This window comes from Cellulomonas sp. PS-H5 (assembly GCF_019265565.1).
GTDB lineage: Bacteria > Actinomycetota > Actinomycetes > Actinomycetales > Cellulomonadaceae > Cellulomonas.
Map to the genome: position 1 here is coordinate 1 of NZ_JAHVCI010000029.1, position 22,004 is coordinate 22,004.

Genomic DNA, 22,004 nt, shown 5'->3' on the forward strand with positions numbered 1-22,004 from the left:
GGGCGGGCGCCCGACGGGCGCGACCCGGGCGGGCGGGACCCGGGCGGGCGGGCGCCGGTCCGCGCGCCCGCGCCCCCGGACGAGCCCGCCTGACGCCCCGCCCGGCCGGACCGCTCAGAGCGTGTCGAGCCGCTCGTCGATCTCCGGGAACCGCTCCACGTCCGGGTGGTCCAGCACGGTGCCGCGGACGACGACGTAGGCGGGGTGCGCGAGGGCCCGGAGGTCGGTGAGCGGGTCGCCGTCGACCACGAGCAGGTCGGCCGCCCTGCCCGTCTCGACGGCACCGGTCACGGCCTCCAGGCCGAGCATGCGCGCGTTGCCGGTCGTGGCCGCGTGCAGGGCCTCCGCCGGGGTGAGGCCGCCGTACCGGACCAGGAGGTCGATCTCGCGCCAGGTGTTGTAGTGCGTGACGTAGGTGAGCGCGGAGTCCGTGCCCATGCCGATCGCGATGCCGTTCGCGCGCGCGTCCTGGATGCCCTGCAGCATCTCGTCGAGGATCATCTCCGCGTTGGCGTGCACCACGTCGTCGATGCCGGTGACGGACCGCGGCAGCCGGACCAGGGGCAGGCACGCCTGGAGGGTCGGGACCAGGGCGGACCAGCCGCGCAGCGACCGGGGGTTGTCGCGGAACAGGTCGACGATCTCGGCGTCCATCCCCGCGCCGTGCTCGATGGTGTCGACCCCGGCGCGCAGAGCCCGGGCGATGCCCTCCCGGCTCTGGGCGTGCGCCGCGACGAGCACCCCGGCCGTGTGCGCCTCCTCGCAGATGGCGGTCATCTCCTCCTCGGTGAGCTGGGGGCGCCCCGCCTCGCCGATCGCGCGGGCGTCGGTGACCCCGCCCGTCGCGGCGATCTTGATCGCGCCGACCCCCTTGCGCAGGTTGGTCCGCACGTTGCGCCGGGCCGCCCAGGGGTCGTCGCCGACCAGGGCGATCGTGGGGGTGCCGTGCCCGCCGGTCCCGGCGAGCAGCGGGCCGGAGGGCAGCAGCCGGGGACCCACGCGCGTCCCGCCCTCGATCTCGTCGCGGACCTGGACGACCTCGTAGGCGACGTCGCCGAGGCTGCGGATCGTGGTGACGCCGGACCGGAGCTGGGTGTCGACGTTGCGGCGCGCGCGGCCGGTGACCACGCGGCGGCCGACCCGCGAGTGGAAGACGGCCGAGACGAGGTGCTCCGCGGACTCGCTCGTCAGGACCGGCGGGAGGGGCTTGCCGTCGGCGAACAGGTGCGCGTGGGCGTTGATCAGCCCGGGCAGCACGTACCTGCCCGCACCGCGCAGCCGGCGGTACCCGGCCGGGACCGCGGTCGCGGCGGACGGTCCGACCCCGGCGACGGTGCCGGTGGCGTCGACCAGGACGGTGTGGTCGGGCAGGACCGTGCCGTCCGGGTCGCAGGTGACGACGGTGACGCCGGTCAGGGCGAACGGTGTGGTGCTCATCGGGGTGGGCTCCCTTCGTGGGGTGGGCTCGGGGGTGGCGCGGTGAGGCGGCGTCCGGGGACGTTGTCCGCGACGAGGGCGGCGAGCTTCACGCCGAGGCAGATGGCCGCGAACGTGGCCAGGCTGGTCGCGAGCGCGCCGGTGTCCGTGCCGGTGAGGGCGACCAGGCCGACGGTCCCGGGCACCAGCAGGAGGAAGGCCGGCTGGAACGTCGCGGCCGCGGGCAGCGCCAGCGTGCGGCGCTCGCCCCACCGCGCGACCAGGAACAGCACCGCCGCCGCCACCCCCGCCGCGGCGGCCGCGCCGATGGCCGGGGTGAGCGCACGCAGCAGGGTGAAGGTGGCGGTCATCACCAGGACGCTGACCGCGCCGAGCCGGAGGCCCGAGCCGAAGGCGAGGCCCACCCCGGCCGCGAGCACCGCGACACCGACCCAGGCCGACCAGGTCGGCGGCAGCTGCTCCCAGCCGGCGGCGTCGGCCGGGCCGGGGCCCGCGGTCTGGCCGACCAGGGCCACCGACGCGGGGTCGACCGCGAGCCCGGTGAGGTGCGCCCCCGTGAAGATGCCCAGCGCCATCAGCGCGAGCACGAGCAGCCCGTAGACCAGCCGTCCGCTGCCGGTGACGACGTCCGTGGCCGTCAGGTCGAGCAGAGCGTTCGTGATCAGCGCCCCGGGGACCAGGATCGCGATCGGCGCGCACACCGCGAACAGCGGGATCGGTTCCCAGGACGCCGCCGCGGCGACCGCCCCGACGGCCAGGGTCGAGGCCAGCGCCACCACGAAGGGGAGCACGGCCGCCCCGCCCTCGAGGCGGCCGAGCACCCGGACCAGGACGCCGACGCCCGCGCCGACGACGAGCGCCACCAGGACCGCCCACCACGGGCAGCGGGTGACCAGGGCCAGCCCGCCCGCGACCAGCGCGCTGCCGGCGACCTGCTCCGCCCGGGGGTAGCGGCGGCGCACCGCCCGCACCGCCGCGATGCGGTCCGGGACCTGGCTGAGGCCGACGGCGCCGGCCTCGACCAGCCGGGCCAGCCTGCTGGCGTGCGCCGCCTGCTCGAAGGTCAGGTCGTCGCCGGCCGAGGCGACCAGGGTGGAGGCGCCGCCCCGGCGGTCGGTGACGACCACCGTCCCGGCGAGCACCGACGCGGTCACGGGGCCGGAGCGCTCCAGCGAGCGCCGCACCTCGCCGACCGAGGCGCCGGCCTCCAGCATCAGGACACCGAGCTCGCCGAGCACGCGCCGGTCCGGCGCCCCGGCGGCCGGCTGCCTGTCCTCCGGACCCATCGACCCCCCTCGCGCGCGACCGGGCGCCCCGCGCCCTGCTTCCGACCGCTCGACCGTATCGGCGCCCGTCGCCGCCGCCCCCAGACCCCGGTGCCGGCTCGGTGCCCCCGGCGCGCGACCTCCGTGCCCGGCTCCGCCGGGTCGGTGCCCGGGACGGCGCGCCCCGGTGCCGCGCCGCGCCCGGCCCGCGCCGCGCCCGGCCCGCGCCACCGGTTGCCGGGCGGCCGCCGCCGTGCGGGGATGGGGCGTGCTCGCTGATCCGACAGGGACGCGCCGGTGACCGGCCGGCCCCCGCTGCGCATCTCCGTCGTCGTGCCCGCGTGGGACGAGGAGGACCGGCTCCCGCGCTGCCTCGCGTCCCTCGCGGCCCAGACCCGGCTCCCCGACGAGGTGGTCGTCGTGGACAACGCCAGCGGCGACGGGACCGCGCGGGTGGCCGCCGCGGCCGGCGCCCGGGTGGTGCACGAGGCCCAGCGCGGCATCTGGCCGGCCGCCGCTGCCGGGTACGACGCCGCGACCGGCGACGTGATCGCGCGGGTGGACGCGGACACCGTGCTGCCCCCGGGGTGGCTCGCGCGGGTCGAGGCGCTGCTCGCGGACGACCCGGGGTGCGCCGCGGTCACCGGCCCGGGGAGGTTCCGGCTCGGCGCGGTCGGCGGGCTGGGCAGCGCGCTGGTGCACCTGCTCTACATGCGCGCCTACTTCGTCCTCGCGGGGCTCGCGCTCGGCGGTCCCCCGGTGTTCGGGTCGGCGTGCGCCGTGCGCGCCGCCGCGTGGCGGACCGCCCGGCACGAGGTGCACCGCGAGGCCGACGTGCACGACGACCTGGACCTGAGCTTCCACCTGCCGCCCGGGTCGGTCCGGTACGACGCCGGGCTGGCCGTGTCGATCTCCGCCCGGCCGCTGCGGTCGCCGCGCGGGCTCGGCCGGCGGGTGGCCCGCGGGTGGCGGTCCGTGGTGCTGCACTGGCCGGAGCAGGCGCCGTGGCGGGCGCCGGGGCGCCGCGCGGCCTGGTGGCGGGGGCAGGCGGCGCCGTCGGCACCACCGCGCTGACCCGGCCGCGTCAGCCCGCGGGGCGGACCGGCTGCCGCAGCACCGTGCGCAGCCGCTCGGGCGCGACCCGGCGGGGGTCGCCGAGGTAGATCTCGTGGTGGCGGCCGTTCCAGGTGAGGCCCCGGGCGGGCATCACCTCGCGGTGCAGCCGGGCGAGCGCGGGACCCTCGTCGTCGTACGGCCCGACGTGCAGCGCCTGCAGCGAGCGGCCCTCGTCGAGCGTGAACGGGACCACCCGGTCCACGGGCAGGCCCGTCCCGCGTGCCGCCGCCGCGGTGAGCCCGTCGGCGACGTCCTCCCCCGTGACCGCGGCCGGGAGCGGGATCAGCATCGTCCAGTCCCAGTCGCCCCGGCGGCCCTCGGTGAACGCGGACGGGTCCGCGCTCGACCACAGGCCCTCCAGCGGTCCGACCACGAACGCGTCGCCGGTGCGCCGCTTCACCGCCGCGCGCACCGCGTAGGCGGCGGTGTACAGCGCCGCGACGGCGTCCGCGTAGGCGGCCGAGTCCGGGTCGCCGTGCCCGTCGGCCGCGAGGTAGTCCGCCGGCGGCACGACGACCTCGTCCCACCCGGGACCCGCGCGGTACAGGTCGGCGCGCTCGCGGCGCACGTCCGTCGGCATCGTCGGTCCTCCTCGAGGCGATCGTGCGCCCATCATGGCGCGCCGCCGGACGGTGCGGGGCCCCGGGCGCGGAAAAGGCCTCGGCCGGCGGCGGGGACCGCTGCTACGGTCGCCGTGTGGAGACGATCGAGGTCGACAGAGCCTAGCCACCGGACCGCCGGTGGCTCGCCCCGTCGTCCGACGCGCAGCGCCGGTCCGCCCGCCACGGGCGTCGACCGCGCCGCGACGAGTCCCCGCACGTCCGGCGCCGCACCGACCCGGTGCGCGACCGCCCGGCCGCCCGCCCCGGCACGCCCCGCGCGTCGCCGGCGTGACCCGCGCCCGGCCCGGCCGCCCACGCCGACCAGCCCTCCCCGCCCACGGGCCCGGGAGAGAGAAGAGCACGCCCATGTCCCCCTCCCCCACTGTCACCCTGCGCGGCGTCACCCTGGAGTGGCCCGACGGCACGGTCGCCCTCGACCGCCTCGACGCCACGTTCACCGCCGGCCGGACCGGCCTGGTCGGCCGCAACGGCTCGGGCAAGTCCACGCTGCTCCGGCTCGTCGCCGGCCTGCTCGTCCCGACGTCCGGCGCGGTCGAGGTCGTCGGCGACGTCGGGTACCTGCCCCAGACGCTCACGCTCGCCCGGGACACCACCGTCGCGGAGCTGCTCGGCATCGACCGCACCCTGGCGGCGCTGCGGGCCATCGAGTCCGGGGACGTCGACCCGCGGCACTTCGACGCCGTCGGCGACGACTGGGACATCGAGGCCCGCGCCGACGAGTCGCTGCACCAGATCGGGTTCTCGGCGGCTGACCTCCACCGGCGGGTGGCCGAGGTGTCCGGCGGCGAGGCCGTGCTGATCGCCGTCACCGGCCTGCGCCTGCGCCGCACCGCGGTCACCCTGCTCGACGAGCCGACCAACAACCTCGACCGGCCCACCCGCGCGCGGCTCGCCGAGCTCGTCGACACGTGGCCGGGGACCCTCGTCGTCGTCAGCCACGACCTGGAGCTGCTGGAGCACGTCGACCGGATCGCCGAGCTGCACGACGGGGCCCTGGAGACGTTCGGCGGCACGTACGGCGCCTGGCAGCAGCACCGGGAGGCCGAGCAGGCGGCCGCCGAGCAGGCCGCGCGGTCCGCCCAGCAGGCCCTGCGTTCCGAGAAGCGGCAGCGCGCCGAGGCGGAGACGACGCTCGCCCGGCGGGCCCGCACCGCCCGGGCGACCCAGCGGGACGGCGGCATCCCGAAGATCCTCGCCGGCAACCGGGCCAGCCGGGCGCAGAACTCCGCGGGCGCCCTGCGGTCCACGCTCGACGACCGGGTGCGGGCGGCCCAGACCGCGGTCGACGCCGCCGACGCCCGCGTGCGCGACGACGAGCACATCCACCTCACGCTGCCGGACCCCGGGGTGCCGCGCGGACGGCGGATCGCCGAGCTCGCCGACGGCGCAGGCGGCACGGTGGTCGTCCAGGGGCCGGAGCGCGTCGCCCTCGTCGGGGCCAACGGCACGGGCAAGACGACCCTGCTGGAGCAGCTGGTCCGCGGGTCGGAGCCGGCGCCCGGCCGGCCCCACGGCCGGCTGCTCACCGACGCGGTCGGCTACCTGCCGCAGCGCCTCGACGGCCTGGACGACGAGGCCGGCGCGCTCGCGGCGGTTCAGGCCGCGGCGCCGGGCACGCCGCCGGGCACGCTGCGGAACCAGCTCGCGCGGCTCCTGCTGCGCGGCGACGCCGTCGACCGCCCGGTGCGCACCCTGTCCGGCGGCGAGCGGTTCCGGGTCGCGCTGGCGCGGCTGCTGCTCGCGGACCCGCCCGCGCAGCTGCTCGTCCTCGACGAGCCGACCAACAACCTCGACCTCGCGAGCGTCGCGCAGCTCGCGGAGGCGCTCGACGCGTACCGGGGCGCGCTGCTCGTGGTGAGCCACGACCGGCCGTTCCTGGAGCGGCTCGGGCTGGACGCGGTGCTCGAGCTGGGCGCGGACGGGCGGCTGCGGCGGCGCGCGGAGCTGCCCGGCTGAGGGCGGGGCCGGGCGCGGGCCGGGCGCGCGCCGGCGGGGTCAGCCCGCCGGCGTGGCCCCCGCGTCGTCGCCCCCGGCACCGGCCGTCATGCGCGCGGCGCGCACCGCCCGGCGCCGGTCGACCACGACCACCACGCCCAGCACGGCGATCGCGAGCGCGAAGCCCGCCGTCACGTCGGTGAGGAAGTGGTAGCCGAGGTACAGCCGGCTCCCGGCGACGAGCAGGATGCCCGCACCGGTCCCGAGGGCCCAGAGCACGAGCGAGCGCACGTGCGGGCTCCGGATCCAGATCAGGTACCCGGCCGTGAGCAGGAACGTCGCGGTGCCGACGGTGTGGCCCGACGGGAACGAGTACGTCGACTCCGACCCCGGCACCGTCATGGTGTCCAGCGGCGGGCGGGGCCGGGCCACCGCCGACTTGATCGCCAGGGACACCAGCGTCGAGAGCACCATGGCCCCGGCCAGCAGCGCGGGCTGCCACCAGGAGCGCGTGACCAGCCCCCACACCAGGCAGGCGGCGACCACGACCACCGGCAGGACGCCGGGCCCTGTCACAGCCGACACGGCCGTGAGGAACGCCGTGACCCCCGGCCCGCGGGCGGCGACCAGCCAGTCCAGCACGGGGAGGTCGGCCTCGGCGAGGTCGTCGCCCTCGGCCACCGCGTCGTGCACGACCAGCACCCCGGTGAGGCCCACGACCACCAGCAGCAGCCCGAGCACGACGGCCGCGCGCGACGTCGGGTCCCGCAGGTCCCCGCGGCGGTCCCACACGGCGAGCGCCGACCGTCGGGCGGTGGCGACGGTCCGCCGGTACCAGGGCTCGGGGGGCATCGGGAGATCGTCCCAGGCCGCGCCGGGACGCGCTCGGGGAACGGGCTGTGGCCGCGGGAAGGCGCCCGCGGCCGGCGGCGAGTGCGCAACCGACACGTCGAGTGCCCATCCGCCGGATGCACACTCGTCGTGTCGCGCATCCACTCGGTGCCGGGCGGCCGGGCGGCGACCGATGGTCCCAGACGCGCCGGTCCCCGCCGTGGGATCGTGCTGGAGCCACCCGGAACCGCCCCGGTGCCCGTCTGCGAGGAGGCCCGACCGTGACGGATCCCGCCATGACAGGCACGAGCGACGTCGGCGCGAGACTCCCGCCGCGCTCACCCCGTGCCGCAGCGGCCGTGCTCGTGCCGGCGGCGCTGCTCGTGATCGCGGCGATCTCGATCCTCGCCGAGGGCGGTAACGCGGCCGTCGCGGCAGCGTTCGCCGTGGTGGGTGCGGGCGGGCTGACCGTGGAGCGCCGCGTCCGCCGGCCCGTCGGCTGACTCCGCGGGCGCGGACCGCCAGGCACGGGCCCCGCCGGCGAGGCCGACGAACGCGGCCGGCCACGCGATCACCACCAGCAGCCGGTGCCAGGCGCTGAAGCGCCCGCCCTGCGTCGTGCCCGTCCCGTCGTGCGCCGTCAGGAAGACGCGGCGTCGTCCGGTCGACCGCGCTCCCGGGGACCCGGGGCGTGCGGGACCAGCTTCAGCCCGATCACGGCGCCGACGATCCCGGCGAGGAACAGCACCTTCGCCGGCGAGGCCGCCTCGTCCCCCGCCACCATCGCGTACGTGACGGTCAGCGCGGCGCCGACGCCGACCCACACCGCGTACGCCGTCCCGATCGGGATCGTCCGGGTGGCCCAGGCCAGCCCGCCCATGCTGGCGGTGAGCGCCGCGAAGAACACGACCGTGGGCACGGGCCGGCTCAGGCCCTCGGACATCCCGAGCGCGGTCGCCCACACCGCCTCGAAGACGGCGCTGACCAGCAGGACGAGCCACGGCACGTCAGCTCACCGCCTTCAGGCCGACGACCGAGCCGATCAGCAGCACCAGCAGCGCGACCCGGGCGGCGCCCAGCCGGTCCTGGCCCGTCGCCGCGGCCCACACGACGGTGAGCGTCGCACCGATGCCGACCCACACCGCGTACGCGGTCCCGGTGGGCAGCGTCTGCATGGCCCACGCCAGGCCGACCATGCTCAGGCCCATCGACAGGAAGAACACGACCGTCGGGATCACGCGCCGGAAGCCGTTCGACGCCGCGAGCGCCGTCGCCCACACCGCCTCGAGCATGCCGGACCCGATGAGGACGACCCACGCCATGGCGAACCCGACCGCGCCCTCAGGACGCGGCGACCCCGGCCGTGCTCGGCACGGGGCGCGCGACGAGGCGGTTGAGCCGCTCGGACATGACCAGGCCGAGCGCGACGAGCACGGCGGCGAACAGGGGGAAGATCCACGTCCCCGCCCAGGTCGACAGCACCCCGAACAGCGGGGGCGCGAGCGTCGAGCCGGTGTACGCCGCGGCCATCTGGATGCCGATGATCGCCTGCGAGCTGCTGCGGCCGAAGTTCACCGGCGTGGAGTGGATGATCGCGGGGTAGATCGGCGCGCAGCCGAGCCCCGCGACGACGAGGCCGGCGAGCGCGAGCACGTCGGTCCCCACCGGGAGCGCGATGAGCACGACCCCGACCGCGACCGTCACGAAGCCCCCGCGGATCAGGAGCGTGTCGCCGATCCGGTCGGCGAAGAACCCGGCCAGGAACCGCCCGCCGGTGATGCCCAGCAGGAACAGGGAGCCGAACGCCGCCGCGGTGGCGGTGTCGACGCCGCGGTCGGTGACGAGGTAGGTCGAGGCCCACAGGATCGCGGTGCTCTCGAGCGCGCAGTAGGCGAAGAACGCGGTGAGGATCAGCAGGACGCCCGGGATGCGCAGCGCCTGGGCGAGCGGGACGTGCGCCGTGCGGGCCCCCGACGCCGGCGCGTCCTCGTCGTCCGCGGCGGGCTCGGCCGCACGCACGGGGTTCACCCGGCCCCAGAGCGGCAGGCTCACGAGCAGCACGAGCGTCAGGGCGATCTGGATGCCGCCGACGATCCCGTACGCGCCCGACCACCCCAGCCGGGTGCCGAGGGCGTAGCTCATGATGAACGGGCTGATCGAGGCGCCCACGCCCCAGAAGCTGTGCAGCCAGTTCATGTGCCGCGCGGCGTAGTGCAGGGCCACGTAGTTGTTGAGCGCCGCGTCGACCGCCCCGGCCCCGACGCCGTACGGGATCGCCCACAGGCAGAGCAGCCAGAACGACCCGGACAGCGAGAAGCCGACGAGCGCCGCCGCGGTCATCCCGACGCTGACGGCGGTGACGAGCCCGGCCCCGAACCGGCGCGTGAGGCGGTCGGACGCCAGGCTCGACACGATCGTCCCGACCGAGATGATCATCGTGAGGATCCCGGCGAAGGCCAGCGGGACCCCGAGGTCCTCGTGCATCACGGGCCACCCGGACCCGACCAGGGAGTCGGGCAGCCCGAGGCTGATGAAGGCGACGTAGACGATCGTCAGGAGGAGCGAGTACACGGCCTGCTGTGCTGCCTTTCCGCGGTTCGGACGTCCTTGGCCCCGCCGGCGAGCGAGCGCAGCGTTGCCGGGCGATCCTACCGACCGGTCGGGGTCGACCGCGGTGCCGTCAGGCGCCGTCCGCCTGCGCGATGCAGAACTGGTTGCCGTCCGGGTCGGAGAGCACCGTCCAGCGGAACCCAGGCATCTCCTGCTGCGCCACCAGCGACGCGCCGTCCGCGAGCAGGGCCCGCACGGCGGTCTCCCGGTCCTGCGCGTGCATGTCGAGGTGCACCCGGTTCTTCCCGGGCGTGGGGTCGGCGACCTTCTGGAACGCGAGCGCGGGGCCGTCGGGCCGCTCGACAGTGACGAACCAGCCGCCCGCCTCGTCGCGCACGGTCCCGCCGACGTGCCGGGCCCACCACGTCGCCAGGGCGACCGCGTCGGTGGTGTCGAAGGTGATCATGCCTACGGAGAGCGTCGTCATGGCCTCACCGTAGAGCCGACGCAGGCGGTCGGACCCGCGACCCGGGCAGCGCTCGCCGTCACCCGCGCGGGGCCGCGCCCGCGTCGTCGCCGTCCCGCCGCACCGGGAACGTCGCCAGCGCCGTGATCCCGACGAGGAGCGCCACCACGAGCACGACGTGCTCCTGCAGCGCGGCCACCACCCGCCCGAGCTGCGGCACCGACCACAGCACCCGGCCCGCCTCGGTCACCGTGTACGGCAGGGCGTCGGGCTCGTCGTTCGCGTCGCCCTGCAGCCGCAGCTGGACCGCTGGGCCGCCGGCGGTGCCCGCCGCGGTGCCGGCCGGGGTGACCTGCACGACCCGGTGCGTCACCAGACCGTCCCGCTCGTGCCGCGGGACCGTGACGACGTCGCCGACCTCCACCGTGTCGGCGGGCACCGTGCGGGCCAAGGTGAGCGCGCCGACCGGGATGGCGGGCGACATCGAGCCGGACAGCACGATCGCCGGTCGCACGCCGAGCAGGAGGCACGCCGCGACGGCGAGCAGGCTGACCACCCCGACGACGGCGGCCACGTCCAGCAGCACCCGCTGGGCGGCGAGCAGCGCCCGCGGCGCGGGCCGGGTGGTCACGCCACCGCCACGGACGTCGCGTCGAACCGCACCGTCAGACGGGCCTGCCCGCCGTTGAGCGCGGTCGTGGCCGAGTCGTCGAGGTAGTGCACGAGGATCGTCAGGGTGGTGTCCGACCCCGCCGCGCCGGCGGTCCACGGTTGCCCGTCCCCGACGGGTCCGGCGCCCCGGGCGGCCAGCACGCCGAGGTCGGCGGGGGTGCCGAGCACGGCCCCGCCCTCCGGGGCGTCCGCCCCGCTCCCGAGCAGCACCACGCCGCCCGGCCCGAGCACGGTGATGCGCAGGTAGGGGGTGACGTCGGGGGTGCCCGCCACCGGCTCCCCCGCCACCGTGGCCCGCACGTCGGCCGCGAGCGCCGGGTGGTTCGACGCCACCCGCACCTCGGCCTGCACGGTCCGGCCCGGGACCAGGGCGTCCCGGTCCGGGACGTCGACCGGCATCGGCGTGCCCGGCTCGGCGTCGTGCGCGAGGCCGCCCGCGTCGACCAGCACGATCGCGAACGGGTCGGCCGAGCCGATGCCCGCGGTGCCGAGGTCGAGGTGCGCGGCGTCGGTGAACGCGGCCGCCGTGGCGACCGTCCCCGCGACGAGGACCAGCGCGAACACCGCCAGCGTCGCCAGCCGCTGCCGCACCGGCAGCCGCGCGCCCGTGACGTCCCCCGCCCCGCGCGGCGTCATGAGGTCGCCGCCACGGTGCCCGGCATGACCAGGTCCGTCAGGCCCTGGTTCGACCCGGTGGGCGTGGTCGTGGTGGCGAAGCCGTTCCGCACCAGCGAGTTCGTGTTGTTGCGCGCGCCCTGCTGACCGCCGCCCCACAGCGCGATGGACCCGTCGGCGCGCACCGCCGCGCCCGTGTACCCCGTCCCCGCGACGGACTCGACCACCCCGAGCGAGTCGAGCCGCGTTGGCAGCGTCGGGTTGGTCGTCGACGCGCCGCCGGTGGCCGGGTCCAGGCCGCCGGCCAGCGTGTACCGGCCCCAGACCCACGCGTAGCCCTCGGTGTCGAGGGCGAGGACGTAGTCCACGGTGGGGGCGATCATCCGCGCCCCGATCGGCATCTCGACCGGGGTCGGCGTGTTGTTCACGGCGGCGGTGCCGCTCGCCCGGCCGGTGCCCCAGAAGCTCGCGTTGCCCCAGCCGAGCACGGTCCCGTCCGCGAGAATCGCCTGGTTGCCGTAGTAGTGCCCGGTCAGCGAGCAGATGCCGCAGGTGTCCTCCGGGGAGTTCGCCACGACGCCCACGGCCTCGCAGCCCGAGGTGGTGTACGTGGACAGGGTGGCGGACTGGATCGGGCTGTTCGCGTTGGCGGTCGTGTTGTCGCCGCCAGGAGCACCGGCCAGGGTGCCGGCGGCGTTCGAGAACCCCCACCACAGCACGCCGCTGAGCGGGTCGGCGGGGTCGGTGTTCCCCCGGATCGCCCAGCCGTTCCACATGCCGGCGCCGATCGAGTGCACGCCGGTGAGGATCCGGGTCGGTGTCGCGCTCGAGGTGGACGCACCGCCCTGGCCCGTGATGCCGCGGGCCTGCGCGTAGCCCCAGGTGTAGACGTCGCCGGTGTCGGTGAGCGCCATGAACACGCCGGACGAGGACTTCAGGTCCACGACCGTGCCCGGGATGTCGACCTGGCCCGGCTGGGTGAACGGGACGGTGGTGCTCGGCCGGCCCATCACGTTGTTGGACTGGTTGCCGCCCCAGGTGTAGACCCGGCCATCGTCGGACAGCGCCGCGATGCCGGTGTACGCGACGTTCGTCGGGTAGAAGTTGTCCAGGCTGGTGCCCGCGGTCCGGACGACCCGCCGCGCGCCGTCGGGGTGGTCGTCGGACGGCAGCGTGAGCAGCGTGACCGGGGCGTTCGCGGCGACGGTGGTGGCCCCGGTTCCCGACAGCCCGTTGCCGCGGAAGCCCCAGATCGCCAGCGTCCCGTCGTCCTGCACGGCGGTGAACGTGCCGTTGAGGTAGGTCACCTGGGGGACGAACCTGGTGGTGGGGGTCCGGAAGACGTCGGTCGTGGCGGTGGCGCGGTCGGTGTACGCAGCGGTGGTCGCCAGCTATCGATCTCCGAGATAGAGACCTTCCAGCGTGCCCTCCACCGAGTCCACCGCCTCGTAGGCGCCGTAACCGCTCGCCGCGAACACGCGAAGGCTCGGAGCGGACCGCAGCGGCGCGAGGTCGAGCGTCAGACCTGCCGCAGCGCGACCCCCCTCGACGGTGAGGTCGTTGATCACCGGAAGACTCCCGATCCCGTCCAACGTGGAGAGCGCGATCCCCGACAGGATGACGCTCACCACCGCTCTCGGCGGCGCGTCGCAGGCGAGCGTCGTGACCCCTCGGCCGTTCATGCGGACGACACGGAGCGCTGCACAGGAGTCGAACGCACCGAAGCCACCTTCGGGCATCCCTCTGGTCACCACGGCCTCAAGGTCCGGCAGCTCGGCGAGCGCGCCCACCACGCGCCCGGGGCGGTACTCAAGGGACCGGAGCCGAGGGATGCTCTCGACGGAGATCTTGTGCCCACTGCGCCCGATGACCGACAAGTCCTCGAGCCGCTGCAAGGCCGCCTCGGGAATCGCTGGAACCCGCGCCCAGTCCAGGTGGAGCACGCGCAACGAGGTCAGGCGCTCGAGCCCGGCGAGTCCGCGATCATCCTTGACCTCGGAGTCCGCGCCGAGCCCCAGAGCCTCGACACCGTGGTCTTCGAGCATCGCCAGCACCTCGGCGGACCACGCCGTGGTCACGTCCGCCCACACTCGCCCGTCGGGCCGGCTGATGGCTACTCCGTGCACTCGAACATCCTTACTCATCGTGCCCGCGGGATAGACGGCCTGATCTTGTTGGAGGTGCCCGCCGCGCCTCCGAGTCGCCTCCACTGTGCGAGTTCGGCCACTGGCAGCCAAGGCGCCCTGACGCGGCGCACCTCTACCCGGGTGAACCCACCTCGGCTCGTCGCGGCGTGGCGGTGGACACGTCGATGCATGTTAACCGAACGCCCAACATACGGGGCTCTGCCGTCACTGTAATGAAGTATGTAAATTCCAGACTTCTTCGGCACATCGAACTTCGCGATCCCGCAACTGCGAGCGTTGTGCACGAGAACCGACTCGTTGCTGTTAGGCCCCTGGACGAAGAAGGTGTGATCGTCCGAAACCGCGAGGTTGAACACCGTTTGAGCGTCGAGCGCCCCTAGGTCCTGCACGGCGATCACCGGCGTGGCGTTCCCCTGCTCCGTCCGCAGGTGGTCTCCGACACGGAGATCTTCCGAATCCACCCAGCCTGTTTCATTCACCCAAACAGGGTGGAAGGCGGTCGCGATCCAGCTTGACCCCTCGGTCTGGACCGCGATGAGGTGCTTGGTCCCCACTCCGACGATAGGAGTGAGGACCGGCTGGCTCCCGCGCGCGCCCGTCTCCGGGTCCTGCGTGAGCACGAGATCACCGGCCTGAACGCTCTCGATCGGCACCAGGCTGCCGTCGGCCATTGTTACGAGCGTGCCTGGGACAAAGCTGTTGCACGTCCGTCGCGCGATGTTCGCGGCCCGCCCGGCGGCTGCGCGCGCTACACGGGGGGCAGCACGCATGGCCACCTGCCCCGTCGCGCGGGCCGTCGACACCACCCGGGCCGCGACGCGGACGACTGGACCTGCACCTACCAACTGGGCAACGGCGGTGACGCCCATTTCCAGCGCCTTCGAGCGGTCGCCCTTTGCGGCGTATGCCACGGCGGAGATACCCGCGGCCGCCGCTCCGATCGGCCCCGGCACGAGCGAGGCGACCTCACCTACGACAGCGACAGCAGAAATGATCGACTTGAAGGAGAATGTGCCGTCCAGATCTGTGCAATTCACAGGATCCGCGTTGCAATAGTCGTACGCGTTCGCGGATCCACCCGCCACCGGGTCGGGTGAAAGGAACAAGCCCGCCGCCGGCAGGTATAGCCGGACGCCCATCAGGATGACTCCACCAAGAGCCTCGCTCGATCGCTGAGCAGCGCCCAGCCAACCATATCTGGCGGGAGGAGAATTCGCATCAGCAGCCCCGCTCATGGGCAGGGGGTTGCCGAACTCGTCAGATCGCATGAATCGGATCTCGGACCACGTGGCTGCGGCAGCACCATCAGCAACCGGGACAGTTCCGACGACATCTCCATGCAGATCGACCAGCTGGATTACTCGACCACCCTCGAGGTCGGTTGTGACCGCAAGGTCGCCCTCTAGTCCGCTCACCATTCGTGTGACATCCGTCGCCAAGGTCGCATCCTCGGCGATCCAGGTCGGCTCGTCCGAATCATTCGCATAGTGCGATGTCGAGGTGATTTCCTCCACCCAGCTTCCGCCATTCCACTTCTCGCGAAGCATGGTCGTCCGTCGCTGCGTCGGATCCAGCGACCACGTCTGGCGGCTTTCTCCCTCGATCGTCTGGGACCGCACCAAGTCGTTGACATAGAACTCGTTGCGGAGCAATGCGGAGCCGATCGGCAGCGCCGTGACCCGTCCGAATGGGTCATAAGACCATTGCGCATCCTGGCCGGCAATGCCCTGGAGGCGATCAGCCGAGTCGTAGGCAACGATTGTTTCCGGAGTCGCAGTTGGGCAGGTTGCGCCGGGATCGCCCGTGGCAGTAGCGAACTGAGTGCGAGTCGAGCGATCGGATCCCGCGAAGCCGTAGACACGAGTGGTGCACGATGCCGTCGCGGCTTCCGTGTCGTTAACGGTGATGAGGCGCCCGAGCCCGTCGTACGCGTAATTCAAAGTTCCAGTACTCGCCTCGTGCCGAATCCACTGCCCTCGGTGGTTTTCCACCACCGTGTCGGCCCAGATGATATTGCTGGCTTGATCCTCCGAGAAGGGCTGTGCGAGCTTGCGATAGGTGCGTGAGACCGGAACGCGCGCAGCGTCATAGTCGATCTCGAGTTCGATGCCACCCGGAAGGATCTCCGACTCCATCTGGCCATCCGGGCCCCAGGTGGCGCTGATCTCCCCTGCGACTGGGTCGGTGACTGAGGTGACAAAACCCCGGGGTTCAATCTCCCGGTCGTATTCGTAGGTAGTCGTGAGGGTTCGACCGGCGATCACCTGAGTCGATGCGGTGGTCGCTCCGAAACGGTCGTACGTCGTCGTCGTTGTCGCCCCGTCAGCGTCGGTGTAGCTCGTCAAACGACCCAGTTCATCGAACGACCGGCGGATCGATGCCGTGACGGCCCCGTTGCTGTCGAGCGAGGTCGTCTCGAGCACATCGCCCGTCAGGGCGTCATAGACCGTTCCTGTCCGCTCGATCGCGGTCCCGGCAGCACCACCTGTCGCCGAGACCGCCACCGCGATGACACGGTCTGCTGCGTCGTATGTCGTTGTCGTCGTCCGGGTGACGCTCGCGACAGATCCGTCAACAGGCCCGCTCGCCGTCTCCGTCACCACGGTGGGCGACCCGAAACGGTTGTAACCGAGAACTCGCTTCTCTGGCAGGACGGTGGACATGCGGCTCGCGTCGTGGCCAGTGACGGCACCCGCGGCGCGCGTGACACATGGTTGTCCCGCCCACTCCGGCCGCCCCCCGCACGCTGGCTCGGAGGCGTTCGGCGACGCTGAGTAGAGAACCGTGAGAGTCGTGGCTGCGTCATTGCCGCTCGACCCCGGCTTGACCGACTTCAGCGGTCGTCCGAACGGGTCGTAGAGGACCGACGATCTGAGCTCGTCAGCACGGCCAGGGTTCACGATCACTCGCGTCGGCTGTTTGTGCACCCATCCCGACTGGGGGCTGAGTGCAGCAGAACCGTCCACCGGATTGTAGTCATTGACCGTAACGACTGGGTCCTGCACCGCGCCGCCGTCGATGTCCGCACCGACCAGAAGCCCTCCTGCGGTCACGGTGGTCGGGAGGTGGTACTTCATTCCGTCAGGAGCGCCCTCGTCATACGAGTAGCGCGTTATCGCGTGCATCGTGACGACTGCGTTCGCGTCGTTCGCTAAGGCCAGGCGCTGCGCGGGTCCTCGTTCACTCACGACATCGAGGCCGTCCTGCGTGTACGTCGTTCGCGAGTCAACCAACTGCGCGACGTATGAGGAGTCGGTGCTCGGCAGCCCCCACGACGCGACGTCCGCGCTTTCCTCAAGTTTGCCGAGTGCGAGCAAACGGTTGGTCGCGTCGAGTGTGCGCACGACCTTTCCTTGGTTGTCGTACTCGGTCGTGTCGATGTAGCCCTCGACGGGCGCATCAGCGCCCGCAGGTGTGGCCGTGTTTACCTCCAGCCCGCTCGCGTCGAGGTAGTGCACCGTCGCGCCCCGGTAACCGTCCGCTCCGGGGATGGTGGACGTGGCCGTGCTGACCGGGACCTCGTCCTGCGGACCGAATACGGCGGTGGCGTCAGTCGGGCCATTTTGCTGCGCCCACGAAGCGAGGGATGCCGGGTCAAGATCGTAAGGGCCTCCCGCGCTGCGGGTGAGGGGCACGTCATAGACCACTCGACTGATGTTGTCGGGTCCCCATGTACCGGTCGTCCCCTCGACGAGCGAGCGCCGCGTGACGGTGAGCAACCTGCCGCTCGACGCGTCAATGAAGTCGCCGGCGCCCGACGTCGTCCCGCCCGCACGGCCGTACTCGAAGCGATAGGCCTCCTCACCCGGGGCTGCAGCAGAAGTAAGCCGGCCAGTGGCAGTGTCGTAGGTGTAGCTCGTCACAAGAGCGCCGGGACCGGGTCCCGACGAGGTGGATGAGCCGATTCTGGGGTCCCACACCTTCACAAGTCGCCCGCTCCCGTCGTACAGGTAGCGCGCGACCGGCACGGAGGCCACGACCCCAGTAGCGGGATCAGTGCCCCACAGACTCATGCTCTCGACTTGACCGGCGACGTTCCCGTTCGTGGTGGCGTTGGCGGTGCTCGTGATTGCGTACTTGATGTCGAGGACTTCGCACCCTCGCGCGGGTGGGGTGTTGCCGGTCGGGTTGCAGGCCTGAGCGTTGGCGGGCCAGCCGTCCACGCCGTCTTCGATGGGGGCGATGATTCGGATCAGTCGGGATTGGCCGGGGAATGATGTGTCGTAGACGTGTCGGGCAGCGCCGCTGGCGGCCGGCGCGGTGGAGACCGTGACGGGGAAGTCCCCGCTACCGCCGTTCTTGGCGAAGTCTGTTGTGGTGCCGTCGATCTCGGTCAGCCGCCAGCTCGTGGCGCTGACCGCCTTGAGGGAGAGGTCTTGCGCACCCGGCTCGGGCCACCACTTCTGACCGTCACCCGAGGTGAACCAGATCTCTCCCCCGCCGGTGAGGTGTACCGCGGCGACGTCCGGGTAGGGGCGCGAGATCCGTGTGTATGCGGTGCCTGCGCTGGAGTCGGTCGTGCCTGATGCCCACTGCTTGCCGAAGGGTGCCCACAGCTCGTTGACGGTGATGTCGTCGAAGTAGACAGGCTTCGCAGCCGCACTGTTCCCGTTGTAAAGGCGCAGGAACGCTTCGGTCGTGCCCGCGGGGATGGTGACGTCCATGCTGAGCTGCTGCCACGCGTTGGTCATCGTCGGCTTCGCGGACGCGGCGCCTCGCGTTGATGGTTCTGCCCAGGCCGCGGCTCCGGTGCGAGAGAACAGCTGGAGGCTCAGGCCCCGGGGGCTGCCCGGCGTGAGCGTCGTCGCCGAGGGGACGTAGACCCACGTGGACACGCGGTAGGTCCGGCCGGGCAGCATCCCGAGCGCCATGGATCCACCGTCGGCGCCCAGGGCGATGTAGCTGTCGACGGAGGTCCCGTTCGGCGTCACCTTGAACGAGCTGGTGCCGTCGTGGAATCGGGTGGTGTCGACTGAGACGGTGGAGTTGCCCGCGACGACGCCGGTGATGGACGTCGCCTCGGAGTGCGCTTGGGTCACCTTGTCGGCCTGGAGTTCGTACCCGCTGTCGGTGTCGCGGGACGACGCCGTGCGGACGACTGACAGGCCGAACTCTTCGACGTCGGTGACGGAAAGCGTGTGTTCTCCGGTGAGGAGGTTGACGTTGCCCGGTCCGATCTCGGCTGTGGCGGCTCCCGACGCGTCGGAGTCGACGGTGAGCGTGATCCATCCGGTGTTGTAGGCACCTGCGCCGGCGCTGGAGGTTGCTGTCACCGCGCGGACCTGGATGGGCCCGCCGACGGATCCGAGCGTGGCGCCGACGTCCCACGCCGTGTAGGCGCTGTTCCCGCGGGGCAGCGGTGCCCATCCGCCGGTCGCGACGTCCTGCCAGGAGACTCCGGTGGAGGTCTGGAGCTGGGCGGTCGGGATGTTCTTGATGTCGGCAGCCGGGGAGTCCGGCCCGCGACGCCACTGGAACTTCACGTAGGTGAACACGTCCTCGCCGGTGACGTGGAGCCTCGTACGGCGCACGACCCGTGACCCGTCGTCCGGGGTGACGATTCCTGCACGGCCGACGTTGAACGCGTACTTGAGCACGCCGGAGGCGTTGCCGGCGCGGTCGAGGGCCTGGAGCTGGAGGACGTGGCGGCCGGCGGTGGTCGGCGTGACGGTGAGCTTGGAGGCGGCTCCCGTGGCCGATGCGGTCACCTTCTGGGCGGGGTCTGGGACCTTGTCCAGGCCCCAGATGTAGGTGGTCAGACTGCCGTCGATCGCGGCCGGTGTGATCGTGAAGTTGCCGGCGGTGTTCTCAGCGCCGTGCCAGGTGTTGTCGTCCGGGTAGTCGGTCGACGTGATGCGGGGCGCCAGTGGCTTTGTCGTGTCGACGCCGAACGTCAGTGAGGCGGGAGGTCCTTCGACGATGTTGTCGCTGACGCGAGCCGTCACGGTGTACTTCTGCCCGTCGGCCAAGGCGGACGTCTTCACCGAGCCGACAGCACCGCTGAGCAGCCCGTTCGCAGCACCCGAGTAGACGGTGGTGCCGTTGTCTGCGCGCTTGACGGTGAAGTTGCCGTTGACCGTGCCACCGTTCCGGTCGGTCAGCGTGGCGCTGAGCGTCGGGGTCGCGACGTTGGTCCAGGTCCCCGTCGCTCCGCTGGTGGTCGCGTTGGAGACGGTCAGACCGGTCGGTGCGTTGGGCGTGTGGTTGTAGGTGACCCAGATCGACGGGATGTAGGAGCCGTTGTTGGAGGAGTAGAACCGCTTCCACCCGTAGTTGTCGGTCTCGGACTCGGCCTTGATCCCGACGTGGCCCTCGGTCTCGTTGGTGGCCGCCCACATCTGGGCGAAGCTGGTGATGTTGGCGTTGGACCAGGCTCCTCCGCAGGCACTGGAGTACCCGTGCGTCTCGGAGCTCGTCGCGTAGTGGGTCGCCCAGCCGGGCATGTTCGCCCACGTGCTGGCGGCGCTGGCGGCGTAGACGTTCCAGACCTGCCAGTTCCGTGCCTGGCAGGACCACGAGTAGTAGTTGAAGAGCTCGAGGCGGGCGTTGGTGACGGTGGCCCCGGCGAACTGCCCCATCGGGAAGTGGATGTATGAGCGGGCGACGTTCGTGCCGCCGTTGTAGGTGCCGGCGCGCAGTTCGTACTCCTCGGAGCGGTTGTCCGAGTAGCCCTTGAGGACGTAGGTGTCGAATCCCCAGTTGAGGTTGATGTCCGGGTCGATGACGACCGGGTACACCGTCTCGGGGTCCTGGAGGAACTCCTCCTGCGGTGCGAGGGCGACCTCGGCGACGTCCGTGGTGGGCTGACTGATCGTGCGCTCGACCTCGACGGCTTGGGCGAGCGGGTCGATCGTCAGGTCGCCGACTGGCTCGACCGGGGCGGCGGTCTCGGCCTCGGCTGCGGCTCGGGCGACGCTGTCGGTGTCAGACGACGCGGCCCCGTGATCAGGTTCGAGAACCCAGGCGGGCATCGGCGAGAGCACCTGGGTGTCCTCGGCCTCGTTCGGCCGGGCCTGGGTGATCGGGAACGCACGACCTTGGTCGCTGTCGGCGTCCCACATCATCGGCTCGGCGGCCTTGGCGACGACCTCGCCGCTGGCGACGACCTCGATCGCTCCATCCTCGGCGGTCTGGAGGGCTGCTCCTTCCGCGGTGACGGTCAGCGGAAACGTGAGGTCTGCGCCGGGCTGCGGGCGTTCCTCGACGACGAAGAACTCCTGGAACCCGGTGCTGGTCGCCTCGAGGACCAGGTCTACGCCGGGCTGCACATCCGCGTATGTCGCGCGACGACCGGAAAGCTGCGGCTCGGGCAATGCGCCGTCCCACTGCACCGAGGTACTGACGCCTGTTGCCGGGTCGGTGACCGTCGCCAGGTCGACGGGGGCACCGTCCGCGGGCGCGTCGGTCGCGCCGGCGAGCACCAGGTCACCGCTGTGCGCGACTGGGCGAACTGAGCCGTCCTCTGCGACATGCAGCGACAGGTCGACCTGCGCCCAGTCCTCGTCCCTCGTGCCGTCGCCGCCCTGCCGCACCCACACCGGTCCGGCGCCCATGCCCGAAGCCTTCGTCCCGTCGGGCAGGACGAACACGGAGCTGGACTCGGTGCGTTCGGCCAGGACCTCGACCGGCCGGCCCTCCAGGCGCGCGATCGCAGCGGCGGAGACGGCGTCGGGCGCGGTCAGCGGCTCGGAGGAGGTGGCGTTCTCCTCCACGGTCGGCGCTGCCGGTGTCGGGGGTGTCGCGACTGCAGGCAGTCCGGACGCGCAGAGTGCGCCCGCGACAGCGATCGCAACGAGCGGAACACGACGACGCCAGGCGTCAGTGGTGCCGAAGGCAATCTGCAGAGCAGCCACGCGCGGGCCTCTCTCACCCGAGTCAGGCAGAACCTGACAGACACGCGCGACCACCTCGCGCTACTGCACAGACTGTTCACAGTTCGGCAGCGAGCAGAACGTAGATGGGACAAAGGCAACCGCGTGTGCGAACGACTCGCTCTTCACCCGGTCGGCGCAGCGTTGTGAGGATGTCGTGGAGCCGCGTCGGCGACGTGGTGTCGAGGTAGTCGACCGCACTCGTCCACCGCTCGAGGTGAGGCGAGCAGCTAGGAGCCCCGCGGGCGACTCGCTGCGAGGGACCTGGCGGGCGGCAGGCGCGACGTCGCGTGAAATTGCTGGTCGCAGGTCCGCCGGGAGGCTCCCGGGGCAGCTCCCCGAGGCTGTCATTCCGCAGGCAAGACGCTCTACATTTCCCGCAGGCGGCCGCGTACGCCTAGCACGCTGCGGTGCTAGCATCCTGATACCAGGGACATTTCCCCGGCGTATGCCGCGGAGACGGCCCCGTCGGCACC

Annotated in this window: 16 protein-coding genes; 3 read left to right on the top strand and 13 right to left on the bottom strand. The window is 72.7% G+C overall.

Translation table 11 applies throughout. The annotated features are described in order from the left end of the window. Window positions 1-114: 114 nt before the first annotated feature. Complete coding sequence (locus tag J5O08_RS12185; RefSeq protein ID WP_218707145.1) at window positions 115-1,437, bottom strand: amidohydrolase family protein; 1,323 nt, start codon at window positions 1,435-1,437, stop codon at window positions 115-117. Continuing rightward, the gene (locus tag J5O08_RS12190) at window positions 1,434-2,723 is read right to left on the bottom strand and encodes a threonine/serine exporter family protein (protein WP_218707146.1); all 1,290 of its coding nucleotides are present in this window, start codon (window positions 2,721-2,723) and stop codon (window positions 1,434-1,436) included. The genes J5O08_RS12185 and J5O08_RS12190 overlap by 4 nt, the downstream gene beginning before the upstream one ends. A gap of 276 nt (window positions 2,724-2,999) precedes the next feature. Between J5O08_RS12190 and J5O08_RS12195 the strand changes: the two genes are divergently transcribed. Beyond that, entirely contained in the window at window positions 3,000-3,776 is a 777-nt protein-coding gene (locus J5O08_RS12195) for a glycosyltransferase family 2 protein (protein WP_308281592.1), read from the top strand. A 10-nt stretch (window positions 3,777-3,786) separates the two neighbouring features. Here J5O08_RS12195 and J5O08_RS12200 read toward each other — a convergent pair whose 3' ends face one another. Then, window positions 3,787-4,398 (bottom strand): GyrI-like domain-containing protein, encoded by a 612-nt coding sequence (locus tag J5O08_RS12200; protein WP_218707147.1) that lies wholly within the window; start codon window positions 4,396-4,398, stop codon window positions 3,787-3,789. 388 nt (window positions 4,399-4,786) lie between these two features. Here J5O08_RS12200 and J5O08_RS12205 point away from each other — a divergent pair, with 388 nt between their 5' ends. Further along, complete coding sequence (locus J5O08_RS12205) at window positions 4,787-6,397, top strand: ABC-F family ATP-binding cassette domain-containing protein (RefSeq protein ID WP_218707149.1); 1,611 nt, start codon at window positions 4,787-4,789, stop codon at window positions 6,395-6,397. 39 nt (window positions 6,398-6,436) lie between these two features. Here the strand turns inward: J5O08_RS12205 and J5O08_RS12210 are convergent, their stop codons facing one another. Continuing rightward, window positions 6,437-7,228 carry a phosphatase PAP2 family protein gene (locus tag J5O08_RS12210; protein WP_218707151.1) on the bottom strand — a complete coding sequence of 264 codons (792 nt, stop codon included), beginning with the start codon at window positions 7,226-7,228 and terminating at the stop codon, window positions 6,437-6,439. Between the two features lie 275 nt (window positions 7,229-7,503). On the opposite strand from J5O08_RS12210, the gene J5O08_RS12215 reads away from it, so the two are divergent. Then, window positions 7,504-7,710: a hypothetical protein gene (locus J5O08_RS12215; protein WP_218707152.1), complete on the top strand. Its 207-nt coding sequence runs from the start codon at window positions 7,504-7,506 to the stop codon at window positions 7,708-7,710. Window positions 7,711-7,847: 137 nt separating this feature from the next. Here the strand turns inward: J5O08_RS12215 and J5O08_RS12220 are convergent, their stop codons facing one another. The 9 genes from J5O08_RS12220 to J5O08_RS12260 form a co-directional block, all read right to left on the bottom strand. Next, complete coding sequence (locus tag J5O08_RS12220; protein ID WP_218707154.1) at window positions 7,848-8,213, bottom strand: multidrug efflux SMR transporter; 366 nt, start codon at window positions 8,211-8,213, stop codon at window positions 7,848-7,850. Window position 8,214: 1 nt separating this feature from the next. Beyond that, window positions 8,215-8,529 carry a multidrug efflux SMR transporter gene (locus J5O08_RS12225; protein ID WP_218707155.1) on the bottom strand — a complete coding sequence of 105 codons (315 nt, stop codon included), beginning with the start codon at window positions 8,527-8,529 and terminating at the stop codon, window positions 8,215-8,217. Window positions 8,530-8,548: 19 nt separating this feature from the next. Next, window positions 8,549-9,778 (bottom strand): sugar MFS transporter, encoded by a 1,230-nt coding sequence (locus J5O08_RS12230; RefSeq protein ID WP_218707156.1) that lies wholly within the window; start codon window positions 9,776-9,778, stop codon window positions 8,549-8,551. Between the two features lie 109 nt (window positions 9,779-9,887). After that, window positions 9,888-10,244 (bottom strand): VOC family protein, encoded by a 357-nt coding sequence (locus tag J5O08_RS12235; RefSeq protein ID WP_218707157.1) that lies wholly within the window; start codon window positions 10,242-10,244, stop codon window positions 9,888-9,890. A gap of 58 nt (window positions 10,245-10,302) precedes the next feature. Then, window positions 10,303-10,854, bottom strand: a complete 552-nt coding sequence (locus J5O08_RS12240) for a signal peptidase I (RefSeq protein WP_218707158.1) — start codon at window positions 10,852-10,854, stop codon at window positions 10,303-10,305. Continuing rightward, window positions 10,851-11,531: a hypothetical protein gene (locus J5O08_RS12245; RefSeq protein ID WP_218707159.1), complete on the bottom strand. Its 681-nt coding sequence runs from the start codon at window positions 11,529-11,531 to the stop codon at window positions 10,851-10,853. Before J5O08_RS12245 ends, J5O08_RS12240 begins: the two co-directional genes overlap by 4 nt. Further along, window positions 11,528-12,817, bottom strand: a complete 1,290-nt coding sequence (locus J5O08_RS12250; protein WP_218707160.1) for a hypothetical protein — start codon at window positions 12,815-12,817, stop codon at window positions 11,528-11,530. The genes J5O08_RS12245 and J5O08_RS12250 overlap by 4 nt, the downstream gene beginning before the upstream one ends. Window positions 12,818-12,901: 84 nt before the next feature. Further along, window positions 12,902-13,588: a hypothetical protein gene (locus J5O08_RS12255; RefSeq protein WP_218707161.1), complete on the bottom strand. Its 687-nt coding sequence runs from the start codon at window positions 13,586-13,588 to the stop codon at window positions 12,902-12,904. Between the two features lie 62 nt (window positions 13,589-13,650). Beyond that, on the bottom strand, window positions 13,651-21,510 hold the full coding sequence (locus tag J5O08_RS12260) for a DNRLRE domain-containing protein (protein WP_218707162.1): 7,860 nt from the start codon (window positions 21,508-21,510) through the stop codon (window positions 13,651-13,653). Window positions 21,511-22,004 lie beyond the last annotated feature (494 nt).